This is a genomic window from Bacillus sp. CGMCC 1.16607, from assembly GCF_042683745.1.
Classification (GTDB): Bacteria; Bacillota; Bacilli; order Bacillales; family Cytobacillaceae; genus Pseudoneobacillus.
The window spans coordinates 1-23,978 of sequence record NZ_JBHUJX010000017.1 but is presented as its reverse complement, the minus strand read 5'-3'; the positions used below and the strand labels follow the sequence as shown (position 1 = coordinate 23,978).

24 protein-coding genes, 1 tRNA gene and 1 rRNA gene are annotated in these 23,978 nt (G+C 38.0%); 25 read left to right on the top strand and 1 reads right to left on the bottom strand.

All coding sequences use genetic code 11. The features are described 5' to 3' along the window. The first annotated feature begins 16 nt into the window (after positions 1-16). The 5 genes from ACFSO7_RS10030 to ACFSO7_RS10010 all read left to right on the top strand — a co-directional run bounded on the left by ACFSO7_RS10030 (position 17) and on the right by ACFSO7_RS10010 (position 2,265). Entirely contained in the window at positions 17-286 is a 270-nt protein-coding gene (locus ACFSO7_RS10030; protein ID WP_377877160.1) for an RNA-binding S4 domain-containing protein, read from the top strand. An 80-nt stretch (positions 287-366) separates the two neighbouring features. Then, entirely contained in the window at positions 367-669 is a 303-nt protein-coding gene (gene yabP / locus ACFSO7_RS10025; protein WP_377877159.1) for a sporulation protein YabP, read from the top strand. Further along, a complete protein-coding gene (yabQ, locus tag ACFSO7_RS10020) occupies positions 666-1,298 on the top strand; it encodes a spore cortex biosynthesis protein YabQ (RefSeq protein ID WP_377877158.1) in 633 nt (210 codons plus the stop codon). Before yabP ends, yabQ begins: the two co-directional genes overlap by 4 nt. 11 nt (positions 1,299-1,309) lie before the next feature. Beyond that, complete coding sequence (locus ACFSO7_RS10015) at positions 1,310-1,702, top strand: FtsB family cell division protein (RefSeq protein ID WP_377877157.1); 393 nt, start codon at positions 1,310-1,312, stop codon at positions 1,700-1,702. Positions 1,703-1,788: 86 nt separating this feature from the next. After that, positions 1,789-2,265: a S1 domain-containing RNA-binding protein gene (locus tag ACFSO7_RS10010; RefSeq protein WP_377877156.1), complete on the top strand. Its 477-nt coding sequence runs from the start codon at positions 1,789-1,791 to the stop codon at positions 2,263-2,265. Between the two features lie 135 nt (positions 2,266-2,400). Here the strand turns inward: ACFSO7_RS10010 and ACFSO7_RS10005 are convergent. Next, positions 2,401-2,474, bottom strand: a tRNA-Met gene (locus tag ACFSO7_RS10005). Between the two features lie 314 nt (positions 2,475-2,788). Here ACFSO7_RS10005 and spoIIE point away from each other — a divergent pair. The 20 genes from spoIIE to ACFSO7_RS09905 all read left to right on the top strand — a co-directional run. After that, complete coding sequence (spoIIE, locus tag ACFSO7_RS10000; RefSeq protein WP_377877155.1) at positions 2,789-5,263, top strand: stage II sporulation protein E; 2,475 nt, start codon at positions 2,789-2,791, stop codon at positions 5,261-5,263. 93 nt (positions 5,264-5,356) lie between these two features. After that, on the top strand, positions 5,357-6,094 hold the full coding sequence (locus tag ACFSO7_RS09995; RefSeq protein WP_377877154.1) for a VWA domain-containing protein: 738 nt from the start codon (positions 5,357-5,359) through the stop codon (positions 6,092-6,094). Continuing rightward, positions 6,063-7,055: a protein kinase domain-containing protein gene (locus tag ACFSO7_RS09990; RefSeq protein ID WP_377877193.1), complete on the top strand. Its 993-nt coding sequence runs from the start codon at positions 6,063-6,065 to the stop codon at positions 7,053-7,055. Before ACFSO7_RS09995 ends, ACFSO7_RS09990 begins: the two co-directional genes overlap by 32 nt. Positions 7,056-7,406: 351 nt before the next feature. Beyond that, complete coding sequence (gene tilS / locus ACFSO7_RS09985) at positions 7,407-8,798, top strand: tRNA lysidine(34) synthetase TilS (protein WP_377877153.1); 1,392 nt, start codon at positions 7,407-7,409, stop codon at positions 8,796-8,798. A gap of 21 nt (positions 8,799-8,819) precedes the next feature. Next, the gene (gene hpt, locus ACFSO7_RS09980; RefSeq protein ID WP_377877152.1) at positions 8,820-9,362 is read left to right on the top strand and encodes a hypoxanthine phosphoribosyltransferase; all 543 of its coding nucleotides are present in this window, start codon (positions 8,820-8,822) and stop codon (positions 9,360-9,362) included. A gap of 105 nt (positions 9,363-9,467) precedes the next feature. Continuing rightward, complete coding sequence (gene ftsH, locus ACFSO7_RS09975) at positions 9,468-11,426, top strand: ATP-dependent zinc metalloprotease FtsH (RefSeq protein WP_377877151.1); 1,959 nt, start codon at positions 9,468-9,470, stop codon at positions 11,424-11,426. Positions 11,427-11,791: 365 nt separating this feature from the next. Then, positions 11,792-12,574: a type III pantothenate kinase gene (locus tag ACFSO7_RS09970; RefSeq protein ID WP_377877150.1), complete on the top strand. Its 783-nt coding sequence runs from the start codon at positions 11,792-11,794 to the stop codon at positions 12,572-12,574. Between the two features lie 26 nt (positions 12,575-12,600). Next, positions 12,601-13,479, top strand: a complete 879-nt coding sequence (gene hslO / locus ACFSO7_RS09965) for an Hsp33 family molecular chaperone HslO (protein ID WP_377877149.1) — start codon at positions 12,601-12,603, stop codon at positions 13,477-13,479. Positions 13,480-13,497: 18 nt separating this feature from the next. After that, entirely contained in the window at positions 13,498-14,400 is a 903-nt protein-coding gene (locus ACFSO7_RS09960; protein WP_377877148.1) for a peptidyl-prolyl cis-trans isomerase, read from the top strand. Between the two features lie 344 nt (positions 14,401-14,744). Continuing rightward, the gene (cysK, locus tag ACFSO7_RS09955; protein ID WP_377877147.1) at positions 14,745-15,674 is read left to right on the top strand and encodes a cysteine synthase A; all 930 of its coding nucleotides are present in this window, start codon (positions 14,745-14,747) and stop codon (positions 15,672-15,674) included. Positions 15,675-15,796: 122 nt separating this feature from the next. After that, positions 15,797-17,185: an aminodeoxychorismate synthase, component I gene (gene pabB / locus ACFSO7_RS09950; RefSeq protein WP_377877146.1), complete on the top strand. Its 1,389-nt coding sequence runs from the start codon at positions 15,797-15,799 to the stop codon at positions 17,183-17,185. 44 nt (positions 17,186-17,229) lie between these two features. Continuing rightward, entirely contained in the window at positions 17,230-17,835 is a 606-nt protein-coding gene (pabA, locus tag ACFSO7_RS09945) for an aminodeoxychorismate/anthranilate synthase component II (protein WP_377877145.1), read from the top strand. Next, the gene (pabC, locus tag ACFSO7_RS09940) at positions 17,836-18,699 is read left to right on the top strand and encodes an aminodeoxychorismate lyase (protein WP_377877144.1); all 864 of its coding nucleotides are present in this window, start codon (positions 17,836-17,838) and stop codon (positions 18,697-18,699) included. A gap of 12 nt (positions 18,700-18,711) precedes the next feature. Next, positions 18,712-19,536 carry a dihydropteroate synthase gene (gene folP, locus ACFSO7_RS09935; protein WP_377877143.1) on the top strand — a complete coding sequence of 275 codons (825 nt, stop codon included), beginning with the start codon at positions 18,712-18,714 and terminating at the stop codon, positions 19,534-19,536. Next, entirely contained in the window at positions 19,529-19,888 is a 360-nt protein-coding gene (folB, locus tag ACFSO7_RS09930) for a dihydroneopterin aldolase (protein ID WP_377877142.1), read from the top strand. The genes folP and folB overlap by 8 nt, the downstream gene beginning before the upstream one ends. A gap of 2 nt (positions 19,889-19,890) precedes the next feature. After that, on the top strand, positions 19,891-20,409 hold the full coding sequence (gene folK / locus ACFSO7_RS09925) for a 2-amino-4-hydroxy-6-hydroxymethyldihydropteridine diphosphokinase (RefSeq protein WP_377877141.1): 519 nt from the start codon (positions 19,891-19,893) through the stop codon (positions 20,407-20,409). Next, positions 20,361-20,579: a helix-turn-helix domain-containing protein gene (locus tag ACFSO7_RS09920; protein WP_377877140.1), complete on the top strand. Its 219-nt coding sequence runs from the start codon at positions 20,361-20,363 to the stop codon at positions 20,577-20,579. The genes folK and ACFSO7_RS09920 overlap by 49 nt, the downstream gene beginning before the upstream one ends. A gap of 23 nt (positions 20,580-20,602) precedes the next feature. Then, the gene (gene dusB, locus ACFSO7_RS09915) at positions 20,603-21,604 is read left to right on the top strand and encodes a tRNA dihydrouridine synthase DusB (RefSeq protein WP_377877139.1); all 1,002 of its coding nucleotides are present in this window, start codon (positions 20,603-20,605) and stop codon (positions 21,602-21,604) included. A gap of 233 nt (positions 21,605-21,837) precedes the next feature. After that, positions 21,838-23,331, top strand: a complete 1,494-nt coding sequence (lysS, locus tag ACFSO7_RS09910; protein ID WP_377877192.1) for a lysine--tRNA ligase — start codon at positions 21,838-21,840, stop codon at positions 23,329-23,331. A 392-nt stretch (positions 23,332-23,723) separates the two neighbouring features. Beyond that, a 16S ribosomal RNA gene (locus tag ACFSO7_RS09905) occupies positions 23,724-23,978 on the top strand; the annotation flags it as partial.

The following is a 23,978-nucleotide window of genomic DNA, read 5'->3' as shown; positions in this document are numbered from 1 at the left end:
AAAAGGAGAGATTCAAATGAGACTGGATAAATTTCTAAAAGTATCAAGATTAATTAAACGTAGAACCTTAGCTAAGGAGGTTTCCGATCAAGGGAGAATATCCATTAATGGTATTCAAGCAAAGGCAAGCTCCACGGTAAAAGTAGGTGATGAGTTAACTGTGAAATTTGGAAATAAACAAGTAGTTGTAAAAATTGATCGTATTCAAGATACGAGCAAAAAAGAAGAAGCCGCTGATATGTACACCGTTATTAAAGAAGAACGAGTTGAATTAGAGACGGAGTAGGAAGCTTGTTCTAATTTATCCCACCCCTACATAGACTTGTACAAAAAGGTCTTACTATGTGAGGAATGTGGGGGATTCAAATGAGTCAATATTATGACGCGAATAATCAAAAAAGTACTGTTCCAGAGCATGATGTGATAATGAGAAGCAGGCGGCTGCTCGACATTACGGGTGTAAAGCAAGTAGAAAGCTTCGATAATGAGGAATTTCTATTAGAAACCGTTATGGGGATTCTAGCCATTAGAGGTCAAAACCTGCAAATGAAAAACCTGGATGTGGATAAAGGGATTGTGTCCATTAAAGGAAAAATCTTTGACCTTGTTTATTTAGATGAACACCATGGGGAGAAGGCTAAAGGCTTCTTTAGCAAGTTATTCCGATGACATTATCCACCCAGTTTATTACCATGCTTTCCATGGTAGGTATGGGGGTGCTATTTGGTACCTCCTTGGATACTTATCAAAGGTTTTTAAATCGGCCTAATCGAAAAAGATGGTTTGTCTTCCTCAATGATATATTATTTTGGTTAACTCAAGGTTTATCCATTTTCTACACCTTATTTCTGGTTAATCAGGGGGAAATAAGGTTTTATATATTTCTAGCTTTGCTATGTGGCTTTGCCGCTTATCAAAGTTTATTTAAACGATTGTATTTAAGTTTATTAGAAACGGGCATACAAATCTGTATAGCTACCTATCGATTCGGTAAGAAAACAGTGATTACGCTTTTTTGGAAACCGATTGTATGGCTAGTGGGGCTAACGATTACCATTCTTTTGGCATTAGGACGTGGGTCTTTATCGGTCTTTCGTCTTATTTATAAGCTCTTAAAATTTATTATTTTCATCCTTTCTAGGCCTATTGTCTGGATTTTGCTAATTTTTTGGAAACTTATGCCGAAAAAGATTAAAAAAATCGTCGAGAAGATATATAATAAATGGGCAGGAAATTTTTCCTTTATCAAGAATTATTTTAGTAGTTGGATTCAAAAATGGAAAAAACCAAAAGAGTAAGGAGGTAAAGGATGAGCGCTGTCAGATCACGCAAAATAACCAAACTACAAACCAATTATGCTCTTCAGCAAGAAAGTCTGGAATTAACATCAACGAAAAAGCGCAAACTTCTTTATCGTAGGCTTACCGTATTTTTCTTGATGGCAGGATTGATTTCATTTTTCATGATCTCAACCCACCTATCACAATTAACGGCAATCGAAGAAAAAGAAAAGGTAAAGAAGCAGCTAGAGAAACAGTTATCAGGATTGGAAAAGAAACAACAGATTCTAGAAGAAGAAGTCATTAAACTAAATGATGACGAGTATATTGCAAAATTAGCAAGAAAAGAGTATTTTTTATCTGAAAAAGATGAAATTATCTTTAATTTACCAGAAAAACAAGAAGAAAATTCTTCCCATTAGTTGTAATGTTGACACTTATTTTTTACATTCTGTATAATATATAGTAATATTGATTTTTTATATCTCTAAGGAGGAAGTTTCTTTTTATGTCAATTGAAGTAGGCAGCAAGTTACAAGGGAAAGTAACAGGAATCACTAATTTCGGAGCGTTTGTAGAATTGCCAGAAGGTTCAACAGGTTTAGTTCACATCAGTGAGGTTGCTGACAATTATGTTAAGGATATTAACGAGCATTTAAAAGTTGGCGATCAAGTAGAAGTGAAAGTAATTAATGTTGAGAAAGATGGCAAGATTGGATTATCTATTAAGAAGGCAAAAGATAGACCACAACCAGAAAGATCAGAAAGACCAGACAGACCAGACAGACCAGACAGACCTTCATATGGTGGCGGTGGAGGACGTCCTCGTCAAGGCGGTAGATCAAATGACCGCGGTCAAGGCGGACAAAGGGAAAACTTTGAATCAAAAATGGCTCGCTTCTTAAAGGATAGTGAAGATCGTTTATCCTCCTTAAAACGTGCTACAGAATCAAAACGTGGCGGAAGAGGGGCTAGACGCGGTTAACTTGCTGCTTCTAAAGAATATAATAAAACAGGTCTATTGCAGGCCTGTTTTTTTGTGCAACAAAAAAAGAGTACTGGTTTTCACCAGTACTCTTTTGCTTGTCGCCGATAATCAGGCGCCTTCCGCATTTCTGTATAGCGGCGGAGGGGATCGAACCCCCGACCTTACGGGTATGAACCGTACGCTCTAGCCAGCTGAGCTACACCGCCGTAAATGAGACACAAGAAATATAATACCGTTGGAATGAGTTTATGTCAATATATTTTCGAAGATATTGTCGATTAGCAAGATTGCTTCGTCAAGATCATACAAAAGAAAAGGATTAACAAAAGGGGGAAATTATTGATTTTCCAAGAGGTCGTCCCGTTATCACAAAGTGGAATGTAAGGGAATTTGTTTTCTTTTTGATAATTAACTAGAAATCGGTCGAAAGAAAAATAAAAGCTTGTCTGCCATTTTGACAAACTTTTAATTTTCTGACTTTTATAATTAGGCAACAATATTTGTATGGGGAGTGTATGTAATGGAAAAGGTGGAAAGGAATTTAATCGAACCGATTGGTGATGTTAGTTTTGACCGTTCTACTTTCGCTTTATCGAAAGGTTTAAGAAAGTTCCAGCTCAAGTTGGAAACTTTCTTTATCAAAAAGGGGTATCTGCTCCTATTCATAGGCTTTTTATTAGGACGAGCCTTAATACTCGCGAAGCTTACTCCTTTTAGCCTACCATTCTTCGCTGCTGTTTATTTTATAAGAAGGGACAAAGCCCCGATTGCATTAATAGGGTTGATTGGGGGGGCCGCCACAATATCCATCGTTCAGGCGTCTCATACTTTTTTTACCATTTCTATATTTCTAGTTCTCTTTCGTTTAGTAAAGAAATGGGTAAATAGTGAAATAAAGGCTTTACCGTTTTTTGTCTTTTCCATTTTATTAGTAGGTAAAATAGCTACTAGCTATATATTAACCAAACAAGTAACTTTATATGATGGATTAATGGCAGGTGTGGAGGCAAGTCTTGGTTTTATCCTTACGTTAATCTTCCTCCAGAGCATTCCACTTTTAACCCCAAGCAAGCGAAAGCAAGCATTAAAAACAGAAGAAATTGTCTGCCTAATTATTATGTTAGCCTCTGTGATGACGGGGACCATTGGCTGGAAAATTCAAGATCTGACAGTCGAACATATTTTATCAAGATATTTAGTTCTTGTTTTCTCTTTTGTTGCTGGAGCAACGATGGGCTCAACTGTTGGCGTAGTAACAGGATTGATTTTCAGTCTTGCCAATATTACTAGTTTTTATCATATGAGTTTACTAGCATTTTCCGGTGTGCTAGGTGGGTTGTTAAAAGAGGGTAGGAAAATAGGAGTGTCCCTCGGATTATTTATTGCTACTCTATTAATTGGGATGTATGGCGAAGGAACGGGATCTTTGTCCATTTCTTTACTAGAGACAGCGGCTGCTATTATTCTATTCCTTCTTACTCCACAGCTTTTTACAACGAAAGTAGCGAAATATATACCTGGGACAACTGAATACGCAGCTGAACAACAGCAATATATGAGGAAAATGCGCGATGTAACAGCTCAAAGGGTAGCAAAGTTTTCCTCTGTTTTTGAGGCATTATCAAATAGTTTTTCTAATATTGACGGCAAAGGAGAAGACTTTGATTCGGAAAAGGAATTAGATTATTTCCTTAGCAATGTGACAGAGAAGACATGTCAAACATGCTTTAAGAAAGAACAATGTTGGACAAAGAACTTTAATACAACCTATGAACAAATGAAAGATATTATGTATGAAATGGATGAAAATTTTGGGGTTGTTTCTCCAAAACTAACAAGAAGCTGGGAAAAGCATTGTGCACATTCGAAGAAAGTTTTAGCGACTATGCATCAGGAGCTTACTCTTTACCAGGCAAATCAAAAGCTTAAAAAGCAGGTCCAAGAAAGTAGACGTCTTGTTGCTGACCAATTATTAGGAGTTTCCGAGGTGATGGGGGATTTTGCAAAAGAGATTCAAAGAGAAAGAGAGAATCATCATAAACAAGAAGAACAAATTTTAGAAGCCATACAGGAATTTGGTGTTCATATTGAACAGGTAGAAATCTATAGCTTGGACCAAGGAAATGTTGATATTGATATGACGATTCCATACTGTCAAGGACATGGGGAGTGTGAAAAGTTAATTGCACCGATGTTGTCTGATATTTTAGGAGAGACGATTGTCGTCAAAGCTGAAGAGTGTTCCACTTACCCAAATGGCTTTTGCCATGTTACGTTCCGGTCAGCTAAAGCATATGCCGTTGATACAGGTGTGGCCCATGCAGCTAAGGATGGAGGCTTAGTATCAGGTGATAGCTATTCAATGAATGAAATTGGTTGTGGGAAATATGCCATTGCCATTAGTGATGGAATGGGGAATGGGGAGCGCGCTCATTATGAAAGTCAAGAAACCCTGCAGCTGTTGCAAAAGATTTTACAATCAGGAATCGAAGAAAAAGTAGCCATTAAATCTGTTAATTCTGTTCTATCTTTACGTACAACAGATGAAATATTTTCAACATTAGATCTGGCAATGATTGATTTGCAAAATGCTTCTGCAAAATTTTTGAAAATTGGTTCTACACCTAGCTTTATTAAAAGAGGGGGGAAAGTAAGTAAAATTCAAGCTAGTAATTTGCCAATGGGCATTATCGAAGAGTTCGAAGTGGATGTAGTAAGTGAACAATTAAAGGCTGGTGACTTACTCATTATGATGAGTGATGGCGTGTTTGAAGGGCCAAAGCATGTGGAAAATTTCGATCTTTGGATGAAACGGAAAATTAAAGAGTTGCAGACAAATGATCCACAAGAAGTGGCAGATCTTATTATGGAGGAAGTGATTCGATCCCGCGCTGGTTCGATTGAAGATGATATGACAGTAGTCGTTTCAAAAATTAAGCATAATACACCTAAGTGGGCAACGATACCCATTCAAAAACAGCGAAAAAGAGCATAAGTAATTATTTTACCCATCAAATCGTATTCTATGTATATTTCCTATTTGTCTCGTCGAAAATGGTAATAATTCAACCATGGAGGGGAGATAATTATGAATACAGGAAAAATCAAACAGATATTGCTGATTACGGATGGATGTTCGAATTCAGGCGAAGATCCCATTGCGATGTCAGCTCTAGCTAAAGAGCAAGGAATTACCGTAAATGTGATTGGTGTATTTGATCAAGATACGATTGATGAACAAGGAAAAAGGGAAATAGAAAATATCGCCTTATCAGGTGGAGGTGTGAGCCAAGTTGTCTATACACAGCAACTCTCGCAAACCGTCCAAATGGTGACCAGAAAGGCAATGACACAAACAATCCATGGTGTTGTGAACCGCGAGCTTCAGCAAATATTAGGTACTGCAAAATCAGTGGAAGATTTACCTCCTGATAAAAGAGGGGAAGTAATGGAGGTTGTTGATGAAATAGGAGAAACTGTCGAATTAGACGTGTTGATTCTTGTCGATACAAGTGCAAGTATGAAACATAAGCTGCCGACCGTTAAAGATGCATTATTAGACCTATCCCTTAGTTTAAATGCTCGTTCCGGGGAAAATAGGTTCTCAGTATATGTATTTCCCGGGAAAAGGAATGATGTCGAAAAATTGCTAGATTGGACGCCAAAACTAGAATCGTTAACTAGTATTTTCCCTAAACTGACAACGGGTGGATTAACGCCCACAGGTCCAGCTATTCGAGAAGCTGTCTCGTCCTTTAAGAAAAAACGTTCATTAAGGAGTTTGTTATCTCGTGATGATGAACCATTCTTTGAAGAATCAGTGTAAAGTAGAAATTGGTACCGTCATTATTGGAAAATGGCATCGAAATCAATATACCATTATAAAAGAGCTTGGCTTTGGGGCAAATGGGATTGTTTATTTAGCCAAGCATAAAAATCAGTATGTAGCTTTAAAGTTAAGTGATAACGGTATGTCCATTACCTCAGAGGTTAATGTCTTAAAATCCTTTGCAAAGGTCCAGGGGTCTGCCCTAGGACCTTCTTTACTTGATGTGGATGATTGGGTCAAAAGAACAGGAAATATTTCGTTTTATGTGATGGAATATGTTCATGGATTAAATTTCCTCCGATTCATTGAAGAAAAAGGGAAATCTTGGGTTCCGATTTTAATTCTTCAGCTATTATCAGATTTAGAAAAACTTCATGAAAGCGGTTGGGTATTTGGAGATTTAAAACCAGATAATTTAATTGTAACAGGACCGCCAGCAAAGATAAGATGTATTGACGTAGGTGGGACCACTATTCAAGGGAGAGCAATAAAGGAATTCACGGAATTTTTCGATCGTGGTTATTGGGGGCTTGGATCGAGAAAAGCGGACTCTAAATATGATCTATTTGCCGTCGGAATGATTTTTGTTAATTCAGCTTACCCAAAAAGATTTAATAAAACAACGGGTGGTTTACAGCAACTTTCAAAGATGATTTCAGAAAAAAAGGAACTTTCCAAGTATGAAGGTTTCATTCTTAATGCTTTAAAGGGGCATTTTAATAGTGCCAATGAAATGCGCAATTATTTACTAAATATAATAGGGGATTCCCCTATCACATCTACTAAAACGAAACAAACGCGATCAAGTCGTACTCAAAAACAAAAAATATCACATTCACCACAAACTCGGCAACTGACTAAACAAAAAAAGAAGAACCATAGATGGCTCGAAACACTACTAATTATTTTTATTGTTACGTTATTGTATGTTTTTTATATATTAGAGCAATATGTGTAAGAAAAATGAAACCTTTTGTTTTCTTTAATCGTATATACATTCGCAAAATTTTTTGAGTAAGGAAAGAATAGTGATATCCTTATAGTGGAGAAATTTTAGGTGCTTATTCATTAATAAAGGCTGTTTTCGTAAAATTTGTTGTTTTTTAGTACAATTTAACTATACACTCTGAGTTGATTGTAGCGGAGGGCACTTGATTCCTGCGGGAAATAGAGGGAAATGGGAGACCCCACAGGCGGAACGCCGAGGAGGCTTCTATCCCTCCCCGCGGAAAGCAACGGACAAATTATTATAGTCATAAACAATTTCCTTGTGAAAAGAGCCTAAATAAAATAGTTAGGAAGAAATCTCATGCTCGAACAAAAGGTGGAAGCGTTTATTAACCGACATTCACTATCATTCTTCGGAAAAAGGATGATAGTCGGTGTTTCAGGTGGACCTGATTCTCTTAGCCTACTTCATTATTTATGGCGAAGACAAAAACAATGGAACATATCGATTATAGCTGCACATGTCGATCATATGTTTCGTGGCAGGCAGTCTTATTTGGAAGCAATTTATGTGAAGGAGTACTGCAAAGAATTAAATATTCCTTTTGAATGGGTCCAAATAAATGTTGAAGATTATATTAAATCAGCACATTTAAGTACACAAGTAGGGGCTAGGGAGTGTCGGTATAAATTTTTCGCAGAAATGATGAGTAAATATAGGGCATCCTATTTAGTCCTAGGACATCATGGTGATGACCAAGTTGAAACAATGCTGATGCGAATGACAAGAGGCAGTTCAGGAAAAGCTAGGGCAGGGATTCCTATCAAACGTCCATTTGGTGATGGTGAAATCATTCGTCCGTTTTTGGCTGTAAACAAGGGGGACATTGAAGAGTATTGCCTAAAATACGATTTGAATCCGAGGAGAGATCCTAGTAATTCAAAACCAACGTATAGTCGAAATCGATTTCGATTAAAGGTCGTTCCATTTTTAAAAACAGAAAACCCAATAGTTGATGCCCATTTTCAACGAATGAGTGAGGAACTTTATCAGGATGAAATCTATCTTGAGGAATTAACTTTCGAGAAAATGAATACAGTAATTGAAAGTAGAAATGACAATGAAATAACTATAAGTATTGAAAAATTTCTCGAAATGCCAATGCCTTTACAAAGAAGAGGGATTCAACTAATATTAAACTATCTTTATAAGGTAAGACCTTCGTCCTTATCAGCTTTACATATCGATTTAATTTTTTCATTACTGACTAATCAATCCCCTTCTGGAAAGCTTGATTTCCCAGAAGGTCTTCAAATCATCCGATCCTATCAAAAATGCCATTTCCTTTTCGAACGGATGGTTATTCAACCATATTGTTTTGAATTAGAAGTGCCAAGCCAAATGATTTTGCCTAATGGTGGAATGGTTACGTTAGAATATGTGAAAGAAAAGAATGATCATCAGGGACAGAATCAGCTTTTGTTAAATACACAAAAGACTGTTTTTCCGATTATTGTTCGAACAAGAAAAAACGGTGACCGAATTCAACCTAAAGGTATGAGTGGTACGAAAAAGATAAAAGATATATTTATTGATCAAAAAGTGCCGCAATCAGAACGAGCAGGATGGCCCATTTTTACAGATGGAAGGGGTACTATCCTATGGATACCTGAGTTGAAAAAGTCATATGATGAAGCAAGCGATGAAGTATTGGATTCCTATTTATTAATAACTTATAAAAAAAAGCATTGAATCTTCTAGGGGGCATTTGCAATGATGGAAAAAGATATTGAAAAAATATTGATTTCTGAAGATGAAATTCAGGCAAAGACGAGAGAGCTTGCAAAACAATTAACAGAGGATTATCATGATCGATTTCCTTTAGCAATTGGGGTATTAAAAGGGGCTATGCCTTTTATGGGTGATCTCTTAAAAAGAATGGATACATATTTAGAAATGGATTTTATGGATGTCTCAAGTTATGGTCATTCGACTGTTTCTTCTGGTGAAGTAAAGATCGTTAAGGATTTGGATACTTCAGTAGAAGGAAGAGACATACTAATAATAGAAGACATTATCGACAGTGGGTTAACTTTAAGTTATTTAGCAGAATTATTCCGTTATCGGAAAGCAAAGTCGATCAAAATCGTTACCTTATTGGATAAACCAACAGGACGTAAAGCAGATATTGAGGCTGACTATGTAGGTTTTATTGTTCCAGACGAGTTTGTAGTAGGGTATGGACTTGATTATTGTGAAAAGTATCGTAATCTGCCATACATTGGTGTATTAAAACCAGAGGTATATAGCAAATAACGGATGGATATGAATAATCAAGTTCGATAGGTTAATTTCTTGAATTACCATGATTTTCTATGATACTATTTAGTATAGTTTGTTTGCCGTGGGAGGAGGTAAGGAATGAATCGGATCTTCCGTAATACGATTTTTTATTTATTAATTTTTTTAGTTATTATCGGGGTCGTCAGCTTTTTTAATGGTAATAATGAGCCAACTGAAAAGATGAGCTATGATAAGTTTGTTAGTCACTTAGAAAAGGGTGACGTAAAAAACATTTCTCAGCAGCCTGAACGAGGTGTGTATGAGGTTCGAGGACAGCTAAAAAGCTATAAGGATGAGAAGAAATTTTTCATTACTTATATTACGAATAGCGATCCAATCTTGAATGAGATTCACAAAGCCGCTGCGAGTGGTAAAGTTGAAACATTCGTGGAGCCTGCAAAAGAAACAAGTGGTTGGGTGACATTCTTTACATCGATCATTCCGTTTGTCATTATCTTCATTTTATTCTTCTTCCTTTTAAATCAAGCCCAAGGTGGCGGAAGCCGGGTGATGAATTTTGGGAAAAGTAAAGCTAAGCTTTATAATGATGATAAGAAGAAAGCCCGTTTCAAAGATGTAGCGGGTGCAGACGAAGAGAAACAAGAACTTGTGGAAGTAGTTGAATTTTTAAAGGATCCACGTAAATTTGCTGAATTAGGCGCACGAATTCCTAAAGGTGTTTTATTAGTCGGACCTCCAGGTACAGGTAAAACATTACTTGCTCGTGCTGTTGCAGGTGAAGCGGGTGTTCCGTTCTTCTCTATTAGTGGTTCAGACTTTGTTGAAATGTTTGTCGGAGTCGGAGCTTCACGTGTTCGTGATTTATTTGAAAATGCTAAGAAAAACGCACCATGTATCATTTTCATCGATGAAATTGATGCTGTAGGTCGTCAGCGTGGGGCTGGATTAGGTGGGGGCCATGATGAACGTGAGCAAACACTGAATCAATTATTAGTAGAAATGGATGGTTTTGGTGCGAATGAAGGTATCATCATTATTGCTGCAACAAACCGTGCGGATATATTAGACCCTGCATTATTACGTCCAGGTCGTTTTGACCGTCAAATTACTGTAGATCGACCAGATGTAAAAGGTCGTGAAGCGGTACTAAAAGTACATGCTCGAAATAAGCCGCTTGACAGTTCCGTAAACTTGAAAAGTATCGCTCAAAGAACTCCTGGGTTCTCTGGGGCAGATTTAGAAAATTTATTAAACGAAGCAGCACTTGTTGCCGCACGTCAAAATAAAAAGAAAATTGAAATGGACGATATTGACGAAGCTACGGACCGTGTAATTGCTGGACCAGCGAAGAAGAGTCGTGTCATTTCCCAAAAAGAACGCAAAATTGTTGCCTTCCATGAGGCTGGTCATACGATCATCGGTGTCGTTTTAGACGAGGCAGATATGGTCCATAAAGTGACGATTGTTCCTCGAGGTCAGGCCGGTGGATATGCGGTGATGTTACCGAGAGAAGACCGCTTCCTCATGACGAAACAAGAGCTTCTTGATAAAATTGCGGGTCTTTTAGGTGGTCGCGTTGCTGAAGAGGTTGTCTTTAACGAGGTAAGTACAGGTGCTCATAATGACTTCCAAAGAGCAACGAATATTGCGCGTAAGATGGTTACGGAGTATGGTATGAGCGATAAGCTGGGACCACTTCAATTCGGACAAAGTCAAGGTCAAGTATTCTTAGGTCGTGATATTAATAATGAGCAAAATTATTCTGATACGATCGCGTATGAAATTGACTTAGAGGTTCAACGGATTATTAAAGAGAGCTACGCACGAGCTACGAAGATTATTACTGAAAATCGTAGCAAGCTAGATCTTATTGCTAATACATTATTAGAAGTTGAAACACTTGATGCTGAACAAATTAAAGGCCTTGTTGATAATGGAGTTCTACCTGATCGTGCGCCAACTGGTGAACCATTGGTTCTTGATGAGAAAAAATCAGATGACGTTAAAGTAAACATCCATACGAAGAAAGAAGAAGAACAAGAAACTTCTACTTCACCAACAGAAGAAGATAAATAATTAGTATGAGGGCGCCCTAATAGGCGCTCTTTGTTTTTGAATCCAGCTCCAGCGCCTACCCCGACGTGCAGGAAGAACTAGTGTCGACAATGCGACAGGACGTCGTATTGTTGTCGACCTCGAGGTCAAATGTTCGCCACCAAAAAGTCAAAGAGCGACTTTCTGGGTGGGCAAGCTTTGCTCGGCAAACCAAAGAACGGTTTGCATAAGTGCGACTAGGTCTCTGGCTTCGCTACACTCGCCAATCGACCAGTCTTCTTTATAGGGGCTTACAAGAGCGCTTCTGCCTTTTGTTTTTGCATAGAAGATAAAAAATGTTATGATGTTGACAGTGTGAGAAAAAAAGAAAAAGTGGTGAAAGTATCATGATTTTTGTATTTGATGTGGGAAATACAAATACAGTTCTTGGGGTATATAATGATGATCAGTTAAAGCATCATTGGCGAATTGAAACGAACCGTAACCGAACAGATGATGAATATGGGATGGTTATCAAATCTCTATTTGATCATGTAGGTCTATCGTTTTCACAAATAAAAGGAATTGTTATTTCTTCTGTTGTTCCGCCTATAATGTTTGCCCTTGAAAGAATGTGTGAAAAGTATTTTCAACAAAAACCGATTATTGTCGGTCCTGGTACTAAAACAGGACTTAATATAAAATATGAAAACCCGCGTGAAGTGGGGGCTGATCGAATTGTTAATGCTGTTGCAGCCATTAAAGAGTACGGTAGTCCATTAATTATTGTAGACTTTGGTACAGCCACGACTTTTTGCTATGTAAACGAACAAAAGCAATACATGGGTGGGGCAATTGCACCTGGTGTCAATATTTCAACGGAGGCTTTGTATTCAAAAGCAGCAAAATTGCCTAGAATTGAAATCACTCGTCCTAATGGAGTAATCGGGAAAAATACCGTTTCGGCCATGCAAGCAGGAATTGTATATGGCTATGTGGGACAAGTTGAGGGTATTGTAAAACGAATGAAAGAACAAAGTAAAACAGAGCCCACTGTCATTGCTACCGGTGGATTAGCCCAACTTATTTCCCAAGAATCAAATATATTTGATGTCATTGATCCATTTCTAACATTAAAGGGATTACATCTTATATATAAAAGAAATATGGATCCTATAAAAAATTATTAGGTTTACAACAAGGAAGGAGCATCTGAATGAATGATTATTTAGTAAAAGCCATTGCCTACGGAGGCCAAATCCGAGCCTATGCTGTTAATAGTACAAGTACAGTTGCAGAGGCACAACGTAGACATTACACTTGGCCAACGGCTTCAGCAGCATTAGGCAGATCGATGTCAGCTGGTGTGATGATGGGAGCAATGTTGAAAGGTGATAATAAATTAACAATAAAAATCAATGGTGGTGGACCTTTAGGTGGCATTCTAGTGGATAGTAATGCGAAAGGTGAGGTTCGAGGATATGTGCAGAATCCGCAAACCCATTTTGATTTAAATGAACACGGTAAGCTTGATGTCAGACGTGCGGTTGGAACGGATGGGCTGTTGGTGGTTGTAAAGGATATTGGAATGCGTGATAATTTCACTGGTCAAGTTCCCATTGTTTCAGGAGAGCTTGGTGAAGACTTTACTTATTATTTTGCTACATCTGAGCAAGTACCTTCCTCTGTAGGCGTAGGCGTTCTTGTGAATCCGGATAACACGATTCTAGCTGCAGGTGGCTTTATTATTCAATTAATGCCAGGCACAGAAGAAGAAACCATTACAAAAATTGAGCATAGCCTTCAATCGATTCCACCAGTATCGAAATTGATTGAAAGAGGATTATCACCAGAGGAATTATTATTCGAAATCCTCGGTAAAGAAAATGTAAAAATTTTAGAAAAAATGCCTGTAACGTTTCAATGTACGTGTTCAAAAGAGAGATTTGGCGATGCCATCATAAGTTTAGGTACGGAAGAAATTAAGCAAATGATTGAAGAAGATGGCCAAGCGGAAGCGCACTGCCACTTCTGTAATGAAAAATATCAATTCACGAAAACGGAATTAGAGGAGCTACAAAGAGAAGCTAAGTAGAGCAAATGAGGGGGAGCTATGAAAAATAATCAGCTTTGGATGATCATTGCTGGTCTCTTTCTTATAAACTGTCTTACCGTTGCCTTCTTTTTAAATAAAGATGGATGGGTGAATAAGACAGGGATATTATCGGGAAGTGAAGAAGTAGTCGCGAACATTGGAGAGGAGCGTATTACTCGCCAACATTGGTTAAATGAGATGGAAGAGCGTTATGGACAAATTGTCTTGAAGGATATGATTGACCAAAAGGTAATTGAACAATTAGCGAAAAAATATAAAATAAAAATTTCCGATGAAGCCATTGATCACGAATTAAGACTCATTCAAACTATGTATGGAACGAACGATCAAATGAAAGGTTCAAATGATGAAAAATGGAAGGAACAAATACGTTACAGCTTGCTTCTAGAAGAATTATTAACGAAAGATGCCATTGTAACAGAAGTAGAAATGAAGAATTATTTTAAAGAAAATAAAAACTTATTCGATGTTCCAACCTCCTACCATTTATCTCATATCATTGTTAAAACAAAAAAAGAGGCAACAGACACGTTAAAGGAGCTTGAACAAGGTTCAAGTTTTTCCGCCCTTGCAATGGAACGGTCGATGGAAGAGTTTTCTGCAAACCAAGGTGGAGATATCGGTTTTATAAGTGAAGAAGAGGATCGTTACCCGAACGCCTACTTAAATCAAGCAAAAAAGCTAGAAGAAGGTGAATGGAGTCAGCCACTTGAGGTTGAAAATGGGTACGCTATTATCATGCTTCAAAAAAGACTAGAGGGAAAAAAATATAATTTTAACCAAGTAAAGGGACAAATTCGAAGACAAATTGCTTTAGAGCAAATGGATACACCAGTATCTGCTAGTGCGTTCTGGAACGAGTTAAAAGTAGATTGGTTTTATGGAAAAAAGAATGAATAAATGGCGGATTAAGACCATATACGAGGAGTAGAGTCCCTTTATATGGTCTTTTTTATAGATATTAAACAAGTGTATATTCATTGACAGAATCTTTACAGATTGGTAAATTATTATTAAACCAATGAAATTAGTCGGAAATGTAAAAAAGCACAAACGGTTAGATCAGCCCCAAATGCTTCACCACTCAGAAAGTTGTTCTTTGACTTTTTGAGTGGTGAACATTTGACCTCGAGGTCGACAAAAACGCGACGTCCTGTTACATTGTCGACACTAGTACTTCTTGCACGTTGGGGCAGGAGGCTTGCGCTGGAATATTATAAAAAATTAAGAATGAGGTGGAGAGAATGGTTCGTGTAGCAAATTCGATTGCTGAATTAGTGGGGCAAACGCCAATTGTTAAACTGAATAGACTAGTTGATGAAAATAGTGCAGATGTTTATTTAAAGTTAGAATATATGAACCCAGGTAGCAGTGTAAAAGATCGAATTGCCTTAGCAATGATTGAAGCGGCAGAGGAGAAGGGTGCTCTTAAACAAGGCGACACGATTATCGAACCAACGAGTGGAAACACTGGGATTGGTCTAGCGATGATCGCAGCTGCTAAAGGTTATAAAACAGTTATTGTTATGCCAGAAACAATGAGCTTAGAGCGCCGTAATTTGTTACGTGCTTATGGAGCTGAGCTTGTTTTGACTCCTGGACCTGATGGAATGGGTGGAGCAATCCGTAAGGCAGAGGAATTGGCAAAAGAAAATGGATATTTTATGCCGCAGCAATTTAAAAACGAAGCCAATCCTGAAGTGCATCGACGTACAACAGGAAAAGAGATTGTCGAGCAAATGGGAACGGAATTGGATGCATTTATTTCTGGTATTGGTACGGGTGGAACTGTGACAGGCGCAGGATCTGTTCTACGCGAGACATATCCAGAAATTCAAATTTATGCGGTAGAGCCGACAGATTCACCTGTACTATCAGGTGGCAAGCCTGGTCCGCATAAGATTCAAGGAATTGGAGCGGGTTTTATACCTGATACGCTTGATACAACCATCTATGATCATATTATTCAAGTGAAAAATGAAGAGGCCTTTGAATATGCACGTCTTGCGGCTAGAGAGGAAGGAATTCTTGGTGGGATTTCTTCAGGGGCTGCCATTTTTGCAGCATTACAAGTTGCGAAGGAACTAGGAAAAGGGAAAAAGGTTCTGGCAATTATTCCAAGCAACGGAGAAAGATACTTAAGCACACCACTTTATCAATTTGAAACGGAATAATAGGATGGGGTAAAAGGTCTAAAGCCTTTTGCCTTTTTTTATTGAAAAAAACCCTCAAAAAAATGAAACAATTTCGTTCTTCATGTATGATGAAAAGAGAAAATAATTAGGAGGAACTTTTGTTGACAACCTTTAAACTTAAAACAGCAAAGATCCCTTTTTCGCTTGAATCCTTTTTCGGGCAATACCGCCATATTTCTAAAACCTATACCCATCATGTATTTCTTGAAAGTGGTAGAGGAGGTCACTACAGTATTGCCGCCTTCCAACCTTTTGCAAAATTAGTTGGAAAAAGTGGGAGACTAATCATCGACAATAACAATGAACAGCAAGAGTTTTTGGGAAATCCCCTTCGTTTAATGCGGGATTGGATGAAAGATTTTCAAATAGAGAGTAAGGAAGATATTCCAGACTTTAAAGGTGGAGCCATCGGTTTTATTAGCTATGACTATGCGAGATATATAGAAAAACTACCAGCATGGGCAGAGGATGATTTGCAATTACCGGATATTTGCTTTTTTGCCTACAAAGAATGGTTTATTTATGATCATAAAACTTCTGAATTGTGGCTATTATTTTTACACGAAGAGCATGAAGATATCAATGAGAAAGTGGAACATTGGCTACATAAATGGCAACAATCAGTTAAAGAGGACAGATCGATAAAAAAAATAGATATGGAAGAAGTATTTCATGTATCGATGGATGAACAGCAATTTATTGACGCGGTTGAAAAGGTTCAGAAATATATTTCAGCTGGAGATGTATTTCAAGTAAACTTATCTGTTCGTCAATCAAAAAATCTAGCTGTCGAAGCGATGGACGTTTATGAGCAGCTTCGCCAATTAAACCCGTCACCATATATGGGTTATTTCCATAGCCCGGAATTTCAACTTGTAAGTGCATCCCCTGAATTACTAATTAAAAAGAAGGGGAAAGAAGTAAGTACAAGGCCAATAGCGGGTACGAGATCAAGAGGTAAAGATGAGGCAGAAGATTTACAACTAGCAAACGAGCTCATCGAAAATGAAAAAGAACGGGCAGAACATGTGATGCTCGTTGATTTAGAAAGAAATGACTTAGGTAGAGTGTGTCAGTTCGGTACGGTACAGGTCGATGAATTCATGGTCATTGAAAAATATTCCCATGTAATGCATATTGTTTCGAATGTTAAAGGGGAACTTGCCGCGGATAAAGATGAATATGATTTAATTGATGCTGTTTTTCCTGGTGGAACGATTACAGGAGCACCAAAGGTCCGAACGATGGAAATCATTGAAGAGTTAGAACCTGTCCAACGAGGGATTTATACTGGTTCACTTGGATGGATTGGGTTTGATGGCGATACAGAGTTGAATATTGTTATCCGTACGATGCTTGTGAAAGAAGGGCAAGCACATGTACAAGCAGGAGCAGGGATCGTTATCGATTCCAGTCCTAAAAACGAATACAAAGAGTCTTTAAAAAAGGCACTTGCTCTCTGGAAGGCAAAAGAACAAGCAGAGAACTAAAAAGCAACTTGTGCCAGATTACTAATGAAAGTAGGTGTCCTCTTATGATTTTAATGATTGATAATTATGATTCATTTACATATAACTTAGTGCAATATTTAGGAGAATTAGGTCAAGAATTAGTCGTAAAGAGAAATGACCAAATATCTTTGGAAGAAATAGAAAGGCTGCAGCCAAAGTATTTAATGATTTCTCCTGGCCCGTGCAGTCCGAATGAGGCGGGTATTAGTTTAAAAGCAATCGAACATTTTGCAGGGAAGATTCCAATATTCGGAGTATGCTTAGGTCACCAGTCAATTGCCCAAGTATTTAAAGGGGACGTTGTTCAAGCAGAAAGGCTAATGCACGGAAAAACGTCACCTGTACATCATGATGGAAAGACCATTTATTCCGGTATGAGTCAACCGTTCTCTGCAACAAGATATCATTCACTGATTGTTAAAAGGGAAACGTTTCCCGCGTGTCTTGAGATTTCTGCTTGGACAGAAGAAGGAGAAATTATGGGGTTACGCCATAAAACGCTTCCGATTGAAGGTGTACAATTTCATCCAGAATCGATTATGACAGAGGATGGGAAGAAACTATTAAGCAATTTCCTTTCATTTTATGAGAATTACCAACCTTTGCAAATAAAAGAGAGCCTTAAATAAATGTTTATCTATATGAATGGAAAGATCGTTTCAAAGGAGGAAGCATTTGTATCGGCTTTTGACCACGGTTTTTTGTATGGAGTCGGTTTATTTGAAACCTTTCGAGTTTATGATGGACACCCATTTTTATTGGAAGATCATCTTCAACGATTGAATCAAGGGTTAAATGAACTTTGTATCGAGAGGAATTTTTCGAAAGAAGAAGTGGAGAAGGTCCTGTCGCTCTTGTTGGGGGAAAATGGATATAAGGATGCGTATATTCGTTTAAATGTATCGGCTGGAATCGGTGAGTTGGGATTATCTGCGGAACCTTACCAAGAACCTAATATCATTATGTATTCGAAGCCGCTGCCGAAAGCGGGTAAAGATATTCAAGAAAAAAAGGCCCAGCTTTTAGCGATAAGGCGTAATACCCCTGAAGGAAATTATCGCCTCAAATCACATCATTTTCTTAATAACATATTAGCGAAACGAGAAATAGGAAGTGCGTTGGATATTGAAGGGATTTTCCTTACTGCTAATGGGGAACTGGCTGAAGGTGTTGTTTCTAATCTGTTTTGGATAAAAAAAGGAAAAATATATACACCATCGCTTGAAACTGGAATATTAAATGGGATCACTAGACAGTTTGTGATGAAATTAGGAGAACAGATCGGCTTCGAGGTAGATGAAGGTTTCTATAGACCTGAAGAATTAAATGATGCGGATGAGATTTTTATTACAAATTCAATTCAAGAATTGGTTGGGATCTGTCAATGGAATCATCGTAATTTCCCAGGTAAAGAAGGCGAAGTGACTAGATTATTGCATAACCATTATCGCCACTATTGCTTCAATATGTATAGTAGAAATGACATTGGTTAGGAGACTATTAGTATGATTAAGTGCGGATCTTATCAGCTTGACTATCAACAAAAAACATTAATCATGGGAATTCTTAATGCTACTCCGGACTCATTTTCTGACGGAGGTCGTTTTAATCAAGTGGAGTATGCAGTCGAACATGCACGGAGGTTGGTTGCTGATGGTGCCGATATGATTGATGTCGGTGGGGAATCTACACGACCAGGTTCTGCTCTTGTTTCATTAGAAGAAGAGTTAGAGCGGGTTATACCAGTCATTAAAGCAATTTCTGAAGAGGTAAACGTCCCCATCTCGATTGATACGTACAAGGCAGAAGTGGCAAGACAGGCCATTGAAGCGGGCGCGCATATAATCAATGATGTATGGGGAGGGAAAGCGGATCCGCAAATGGCAGAAGTTGCGGCTAAATTTGAAGTTCCAGTAATCCTCATGCATAACCGAGGCAATCGTGAGTATCAACACTTTTACTTGGATGTGGTAAATGATCTTTTTGAAAGCATAACGATGATGAAAGCTGCTGGAGTGAAAGATGAGAATATCATATTAGATCCTGGTATTGGTTTTGCAAAGAACTTGAATGAAAACATTCAGATGATGAAGGATCTCGATAAACTAGTGTCTATTGGTTATCCTGTTTTACTAGGAACCTCAAGAAAGTCGATGATCGGACAGGTTCTCGATCTCCCTGTTTCAGAAAGAGTGGAAGGAACAGGGGCAACCGTGTGTTATGGCATTCAAAAAGGTTGTCAAATCGTTCGTGTTCATGATGTGAAAGAAATAAGTAGAATGGCCAAAATGATGGACGCCCTACTTGGAAAGGGTGGAAACAATGGATAAAATCAGTGTGAATCAAATGCAATTTTTCGGATATCACGGGGTATTTCCTGAAGAGACAAAACTTGGACAGCGATTTATTGTCGATTTAGATGTTTTTTGCGATTTGCAGGAAGCGGGTATGTCAGACGATTTAAACTACTCCATCAACTATGCTGAGCTTTATACACTGTCAAAGGAAGTTGTAGAGGGGGAACCCTATCAAGTAATCGAAGCGGTGGCTGAAAGTATTGCAAGCAAGGTTCTTGAAACATTCTCTAGAGTTATAGAAGTACGTGTGAAAGTAATCAAGCCGGATCCTCCCATTCCAGGACATTATCAGTCTGTATCTGTTGAAATAACAAGGGGGAGATAGACATGCAAAATCAAGCTTTTATTTCCCTCGGCTCCAACATTGAAGACCGATTACATTATCTTGAAAGTGCTGTAAATGAAATAGGCAATCATGAGCAAATTGAAGTGGTAAAGATATCATCCATATATGAAACGGATCCTGTTGGGTACACAGACCAAGATTTATTTTTAAATATGGTTATATCTGTTGTTACCAAACTAACCCCAGAAGAATTATTATCAGAGTGTCAGAAAATCGAGTGGGAACTAGGAAGAAAAAGGGAAATAAGATGGGGTCCAAGAACAATAGACCTTGACATTCTCTTATATAACCAAGAAAATATGGAAACAGAGAAGCTTGTTATTCCACATCCGCGAATGCATGAGCGTGCCTTTGTATTAGTTCCATTTCTGGAAATAGCTTCTGACTTATATGCTTCGCCGTTTAGTGATATAAATATTAATGAACTTCAAGAAAAAGAGGGTGTTCGATTATGGAAGCGGAAAAGTGGGGAAGACGTATTCGCGCCTATCGAAAACTGAAAGGCTTTACCCAAGAAGGCTTTGCAAAGGAACTCGGAATATCTGTTTCCATTGTAGGAGAAATTGAAAGAGGCACTCGATTGCCGAATAATGAATTGCTAAATAAAATATCTAATCTCTTGAAGATAAGTGTAAGTGAATTAACTCCACCGGATGGTGATCCTGAATAAACAGCAAGAAAGGAGGTAGAAACATGTTGAAAATTGGCGATATTGAAATGAAGAACCCTGTAGTTCTTGCCCCAATGGCAGGTGTATGTAATTCTGCCTTCCGTTTGACAGTGAAAGAATTTGGAGCAGGATTAGTGTGTGCCGAAATGGTTAGTGATAAAGGGATTATTTTTAAAAATGAAAAGACTATGAATATGTTGTATATAGATGAACGTGAAAAGCCGTTGAGCCTGCAAATTTTCGGAGGGGAAAGAGAAACTCTAGTTGAAGCGGCAAAGTTTGTGGATCAAAATACAAATGCTGATATTATTGATATCAACATGGGTTGCCCAGTTCCAAAAATCACAAAATGTGAAGCTGGAGCGAAATGGTTGTTAGATCCTAATAAAATTTATGAAATGGTTTCTGCTGTAGTTGATGCAGTTGAGAAGCCGGTAACGGTAAAAATGCGAATGGGTTGGGATGAAGAGCATATTTATGCGGTTCGAAATGCTCAAGCCGTAGAACGTGCAGGTGGAAAAGCAGTCTCTCTTCACGGGCGAACTCGCGTTCAAATGTATGAAGGGAAAGCGAACTGGGATATTATTCGCGAAGTAAAACAGTCTGTTAATATTCCAATTATCGGAAACGGGGATGTTCAAACTCCACAAGACGCAAAGCGGATGTTAGATGAAACAGATGCGGACGGAGTCATGATTGGACGAGCTGCACTAGGAAATCCTTGGATGATCTACCAAACCGTTAAATATTTGCAAACTGGAGAGCTAATTGCTGAACCGTCAGCAAGAGAGAAAATAGATGTTTGTATTCTTCATTTAGATCGTTTAATCGATTTGAAGAGCGAATATGTGGCGGTTCGGGAAATGCGCAAACATGCCGCTTGGTATTTAAAAGGAGTTCCTGGCAATGGGCGTGTCCGTAATGCTGTAAATGAATGCAACACTAGAGAGCATTTAGTTTCTTTATTGTATAGCTTAGTAGAAGATATAGAAGCGAAAGAACAAGAAACACTAAATGCTGTGTAGATGTTTGACACTCCTTTATTCTTTTTCTATAATATTTTTATTATTAGTTATGGCTGCCAGTAGATTACTGGCAGTTTTTATTCTATTTAAATGAAATTTGATGTCTGTTTGATTAAGATTGTGTAAAATAATAGAATAAGCAACAAGAAGCGGGAGCGCTTAAACAGTATTTGAATAAATCGTTGTCGCAGAATATTTTGCGTGTTACATATTAAATGATAATGGTATTGGAGATGAACGAAATGAGTCATGAAGAATTAAATGACCAGTTAAGAGTTAGAAGAGATAAAATGAACGCGATCCGTGAAAAAGGAATGGATCCGTTCGGAAAGAGATTTGACCGTTCTCATCAATCTCAAGAGCTTGTTCACGAATATGGAGAGTTAGAAAAAGAGGAGATAGAGGAAAGAAATATCTCTGTTACACTTGCTGGCCGAATCATGACAAAGCGTGGAAAAGGGAAAGCGGGATTTGCCCATATTCAAGATTTATCTGGTCAAATTCAAATCTATGTCCGTAAAGATGCAGTAGGCGATGAGCAGTACGATCTGTTTGATTCAGCTGATCTAGGAGATATAGTTGGTATAACAGGTGTATTATTTAAGACGCAAGTAGGCGAACTATCTGTTAAAGCTCAAACATTTGAGTTATTAACAAAATCACTTCGTCCACTCCCTGAAAAGTTCCATGGTTTGAAGGATGTTGAGCAACGCTATCGCCAACGTTATCTAGATCTAATCATGAGTCAAGAAAGTAAGGAAACTTTTATTAGTCGCTCTAGAATTATCCAATCAATGCGTCGTTATTTAGATGCACATGGTTATTTAGAGGTAGAGACGCCAATGATGCATTCGATTGCAGGAGGAGCATCAGCACGTCCGTTTATTACTCATCATAATGCTCTTGATATGCAATTATTTATGAGAATTGCTATTGAGCTACATCTAAAACGTTTAATTGTCGGCGGTTTAGAAAAAGTATATGAAATCGGTCGAGTGTTCCGAAATGAAGGCGTGTCTACAAGACATAACCCGGAATTTACAATGATTGAACTTTATGAAGCGTATGCGGACTACCGTGATATTATGAGCTTAACAGAAAACTTAATTGCACATATTGCACAAGAAGTTTTGGGCACGACTACTGTTCAGTACGGAGAAAATACAATTGACCTGAAACCTGAATGGACAAGGCTTCATATGGTAGATGCAATTAAAGAATACACAGGTGTGGACTTCTGGAAAGAGATGTCAGCGGAAGAAGCTCTCCAATTAGCAAAGGAGCATGGTGTTGAGGTAAAAGATACGATGCTATACGGCCATGTGGTGAATGAATTCTTTGAACAAAAGGTAGAAGAGCACCTTATCCAACCGACCTTTATTTTCGGACACCCAGTTGAAATTTCACCTTTAGCTAAGAAAAATGATGAGGATCCACGTTTCACTGATCGTTTTGAATTGTTTATTGTTGCACGTGAACATGCGAATGCATTTACAGAATTAAATGATCCAATTGACCAACGCGAGCGATTTGAAGCTCAGTTACAAGAGCGTGAACAAGGAAATGACGAAGCACATATGATGGATGACGACTTTGTTGAAGCATTAGAGTATGGAATGCCTCCTACAGGTGGTTTAGGAATTGGTATTGACCGACTAGTTATGTTGCTAACTAATTCTCCTTCTATAAGAGATGTTCTTTTATTCCCGCATATGCGCCACCGTTAATAGATAAAAGGCAAAAACCAATCATAAAGGGTTTTTGCCTTTTTAAAATTATATTGAAAACACTTTTTCAAAAAGCTAGATATATATGAATGAAGAAAACATACGAAAGGGGAACGAAAAAAATATAAATTAAAACCAAAAAAGTTATTGCAATAAAGATATAATGGTGATATTATTAACTTCTGTTGCTGATAGGCAATTGAAACAGAATTAACAAAAAAGAATTTAAAAAAAGTTCTTGACTGTGAAAAATGATTCTGTTAATATTAAAAAGTCGCTTACGAGCGAAAGAAAAAATTGCTCTTTGAAAACTAAACAACCAAACATTAACAAATAAAAAACTTCTATTATAGAAGTAAGCCAGAGTAAACTTTATGAGCTAATCAAACACTTTATTGGAGAGTTTGATCCTGGCTCAGGACGAACGCTGGCGGCGTGCCTAATACATGCAAGTCGAGCGAATCTTTGGGTGCTTGCACCCATTGGTTAGCGGCGGACGGGTGAGTAACACGTGGGCAACCTGCCTGTGAGACTGGGATAACTTCGGGAAACCGGAGCTAATACCGGATAATCCTTTTCCTCACATGAGGGAAAGCTGAAAGATGGCGCAAGCTATCACTTACAGATGGGCCCGCGGCGCATTAGCT

Bases quoted from the DNA above. Each gene is read 5' to 3' on its own strand.
- dusB (WP_377877139.1), top strand. From the start codon at position 20,603: ATGTTGAAAATTGGCGATATTGAAATGAAGAACCCTGTAGTTCTTGCC.
- ACFSO7_RS10015 (WP_377877157.1), top strand. From the start codon at position 1,310: ATGAGCGCTGTCAGATCACGCAAAATAACCAAACTACAAACCAATTAT.
- ACFSO7_RS09920 (WP_377877140.1), top strand. From the start codon at position 20,361: ATGGAAGCGGAAAAGTGGGGAAGACGTATTCGCGCCTATCGAAAACTG.
- hslO (WP_377877149.1), top strand. From the start codon at position 12,601: ATGAATGATTATTTAGTAAAAGCCATTGCCTACGGAGGCCAAATCCGA.
- folB (WP_377877142.1), top strand. From the start codon at position 19,529: ATGGATAAAATCAGTGTGAATCAAATGCAATTTTTCGGATATCACGGG.
- tilS (WP_377877153.1), top strand. From the start codon at position 7,407: ATGCTCGAACAAAAGGTGGAAGCGTTTATTAACCGACATTCACTATCA.
- lysS (WP_377877192.1), top strand. From the start codon at position 21,838: ATGAACGAAATGAGTCATGAAGAATTAAATGACCAGTTAAGAGTTAGA.
- ACFSO7_RS10030 (WP_377877160.1), top strand. From the start codon at position 17: ATGAGACTGGATAAATTTCTAAAAGTATCAAGATTAATTAAACGTAGA.
- ACFSO7_RS09995 (WP_377877154.1), top strand. From the start codon at position 5,357: ATGAATACAGGAAAAATCAAACAGATATTGCTGATTACGGATGGATGT.
- pabC (WP_377877144.1), top strand. From the start codon at position 17,836: ATGTTTATCTATATGAATGGAAAGATCGTTTCAAAGGAGGAAGCATTT.
- pabA (WP_377877145.1), top strand. From the start codon at position 17,230: ATGATTTTAATGATTGATAATTATGATTCATTTACATATAACTTAGTG.
- ACFSO7_RS09960 (WP_377877148.1), top strand. From the start codon at position 13,498: ATGAAAAATAATCAGCTTTGGATGATCATTGCTGGTCTCTTTCTTATA.
- cysK (WP_377877147.1), top strand. From the start codon at position 14,745: ATGGTTCGTGTAGCAAATTCGATTGCTGAATTAGTGGGGCAAACGCCA.
- ACFSO7_RS10010 (WP_377877156.1), top strand. From the start codon at position 1,789: ATGTCAATTGAAGTAGGCAGCAAGTTACAAGGGAAAGTAACAGGAATC.
- ACFSO7_RS09990 (WP_377877193.1), top strand. From the start codon at position 6,063: ATGATGAACCATTCTTTGAAGAATCAGTGTAAAGTAGAAATTGGTACC.
- spoIIE (WP_377877155.1), top strand. From the start codon at position 2,789: ATGGAAAAGGTGGAAAGGAATTTAATCGAACCGATTGGTGATGTTAGT.
- folP (WP_377877143.1), top strand. From the start codon at position 18,712: ATGATTAAGTGCGGATCTTATCAGCTTGACTATCAACAAAAAACATTA.
- yabP (WP_377877159.1), top strand. From the start codon at position 367: ATGAGTCAATATTATGACGCGAATAATCAAAAAAGTACTGTTCCAGAG.
- ftsH (WP_377877151.1), top strand. From the start codon at position 9,468: ATGAATCGGATCTTCCGTAATACGATTTTTTATTTATTAATTTTTTTA.
- ACFSO7_RS09970 (WP_377877150.1), top strand. From the start codon at position 11,792: ATGATTTTTGTATTTGATGTGGGAAATACAAATACAGTTCTTGGGGTA.
- hpt (WP_377877152.1), top strand. From the start codon at position 8,820: ATGATGGAAAAAGATATTGAAAAAATATTGATTTCTGAAGATGAAATT.
- folK (WP_377877141.1), top strand. From the start codon at position 19,891: ATGCAAAATCAAGCTTTTATTTCCCTCGGCTCCAACATTGAAGACCGA.
- yabQ (WP_377877158.1), top strand. From the start codon at position 666: ATGACATTATCCACCCAGTTTATTACCATGCTTTCCATGGTAGGTATG.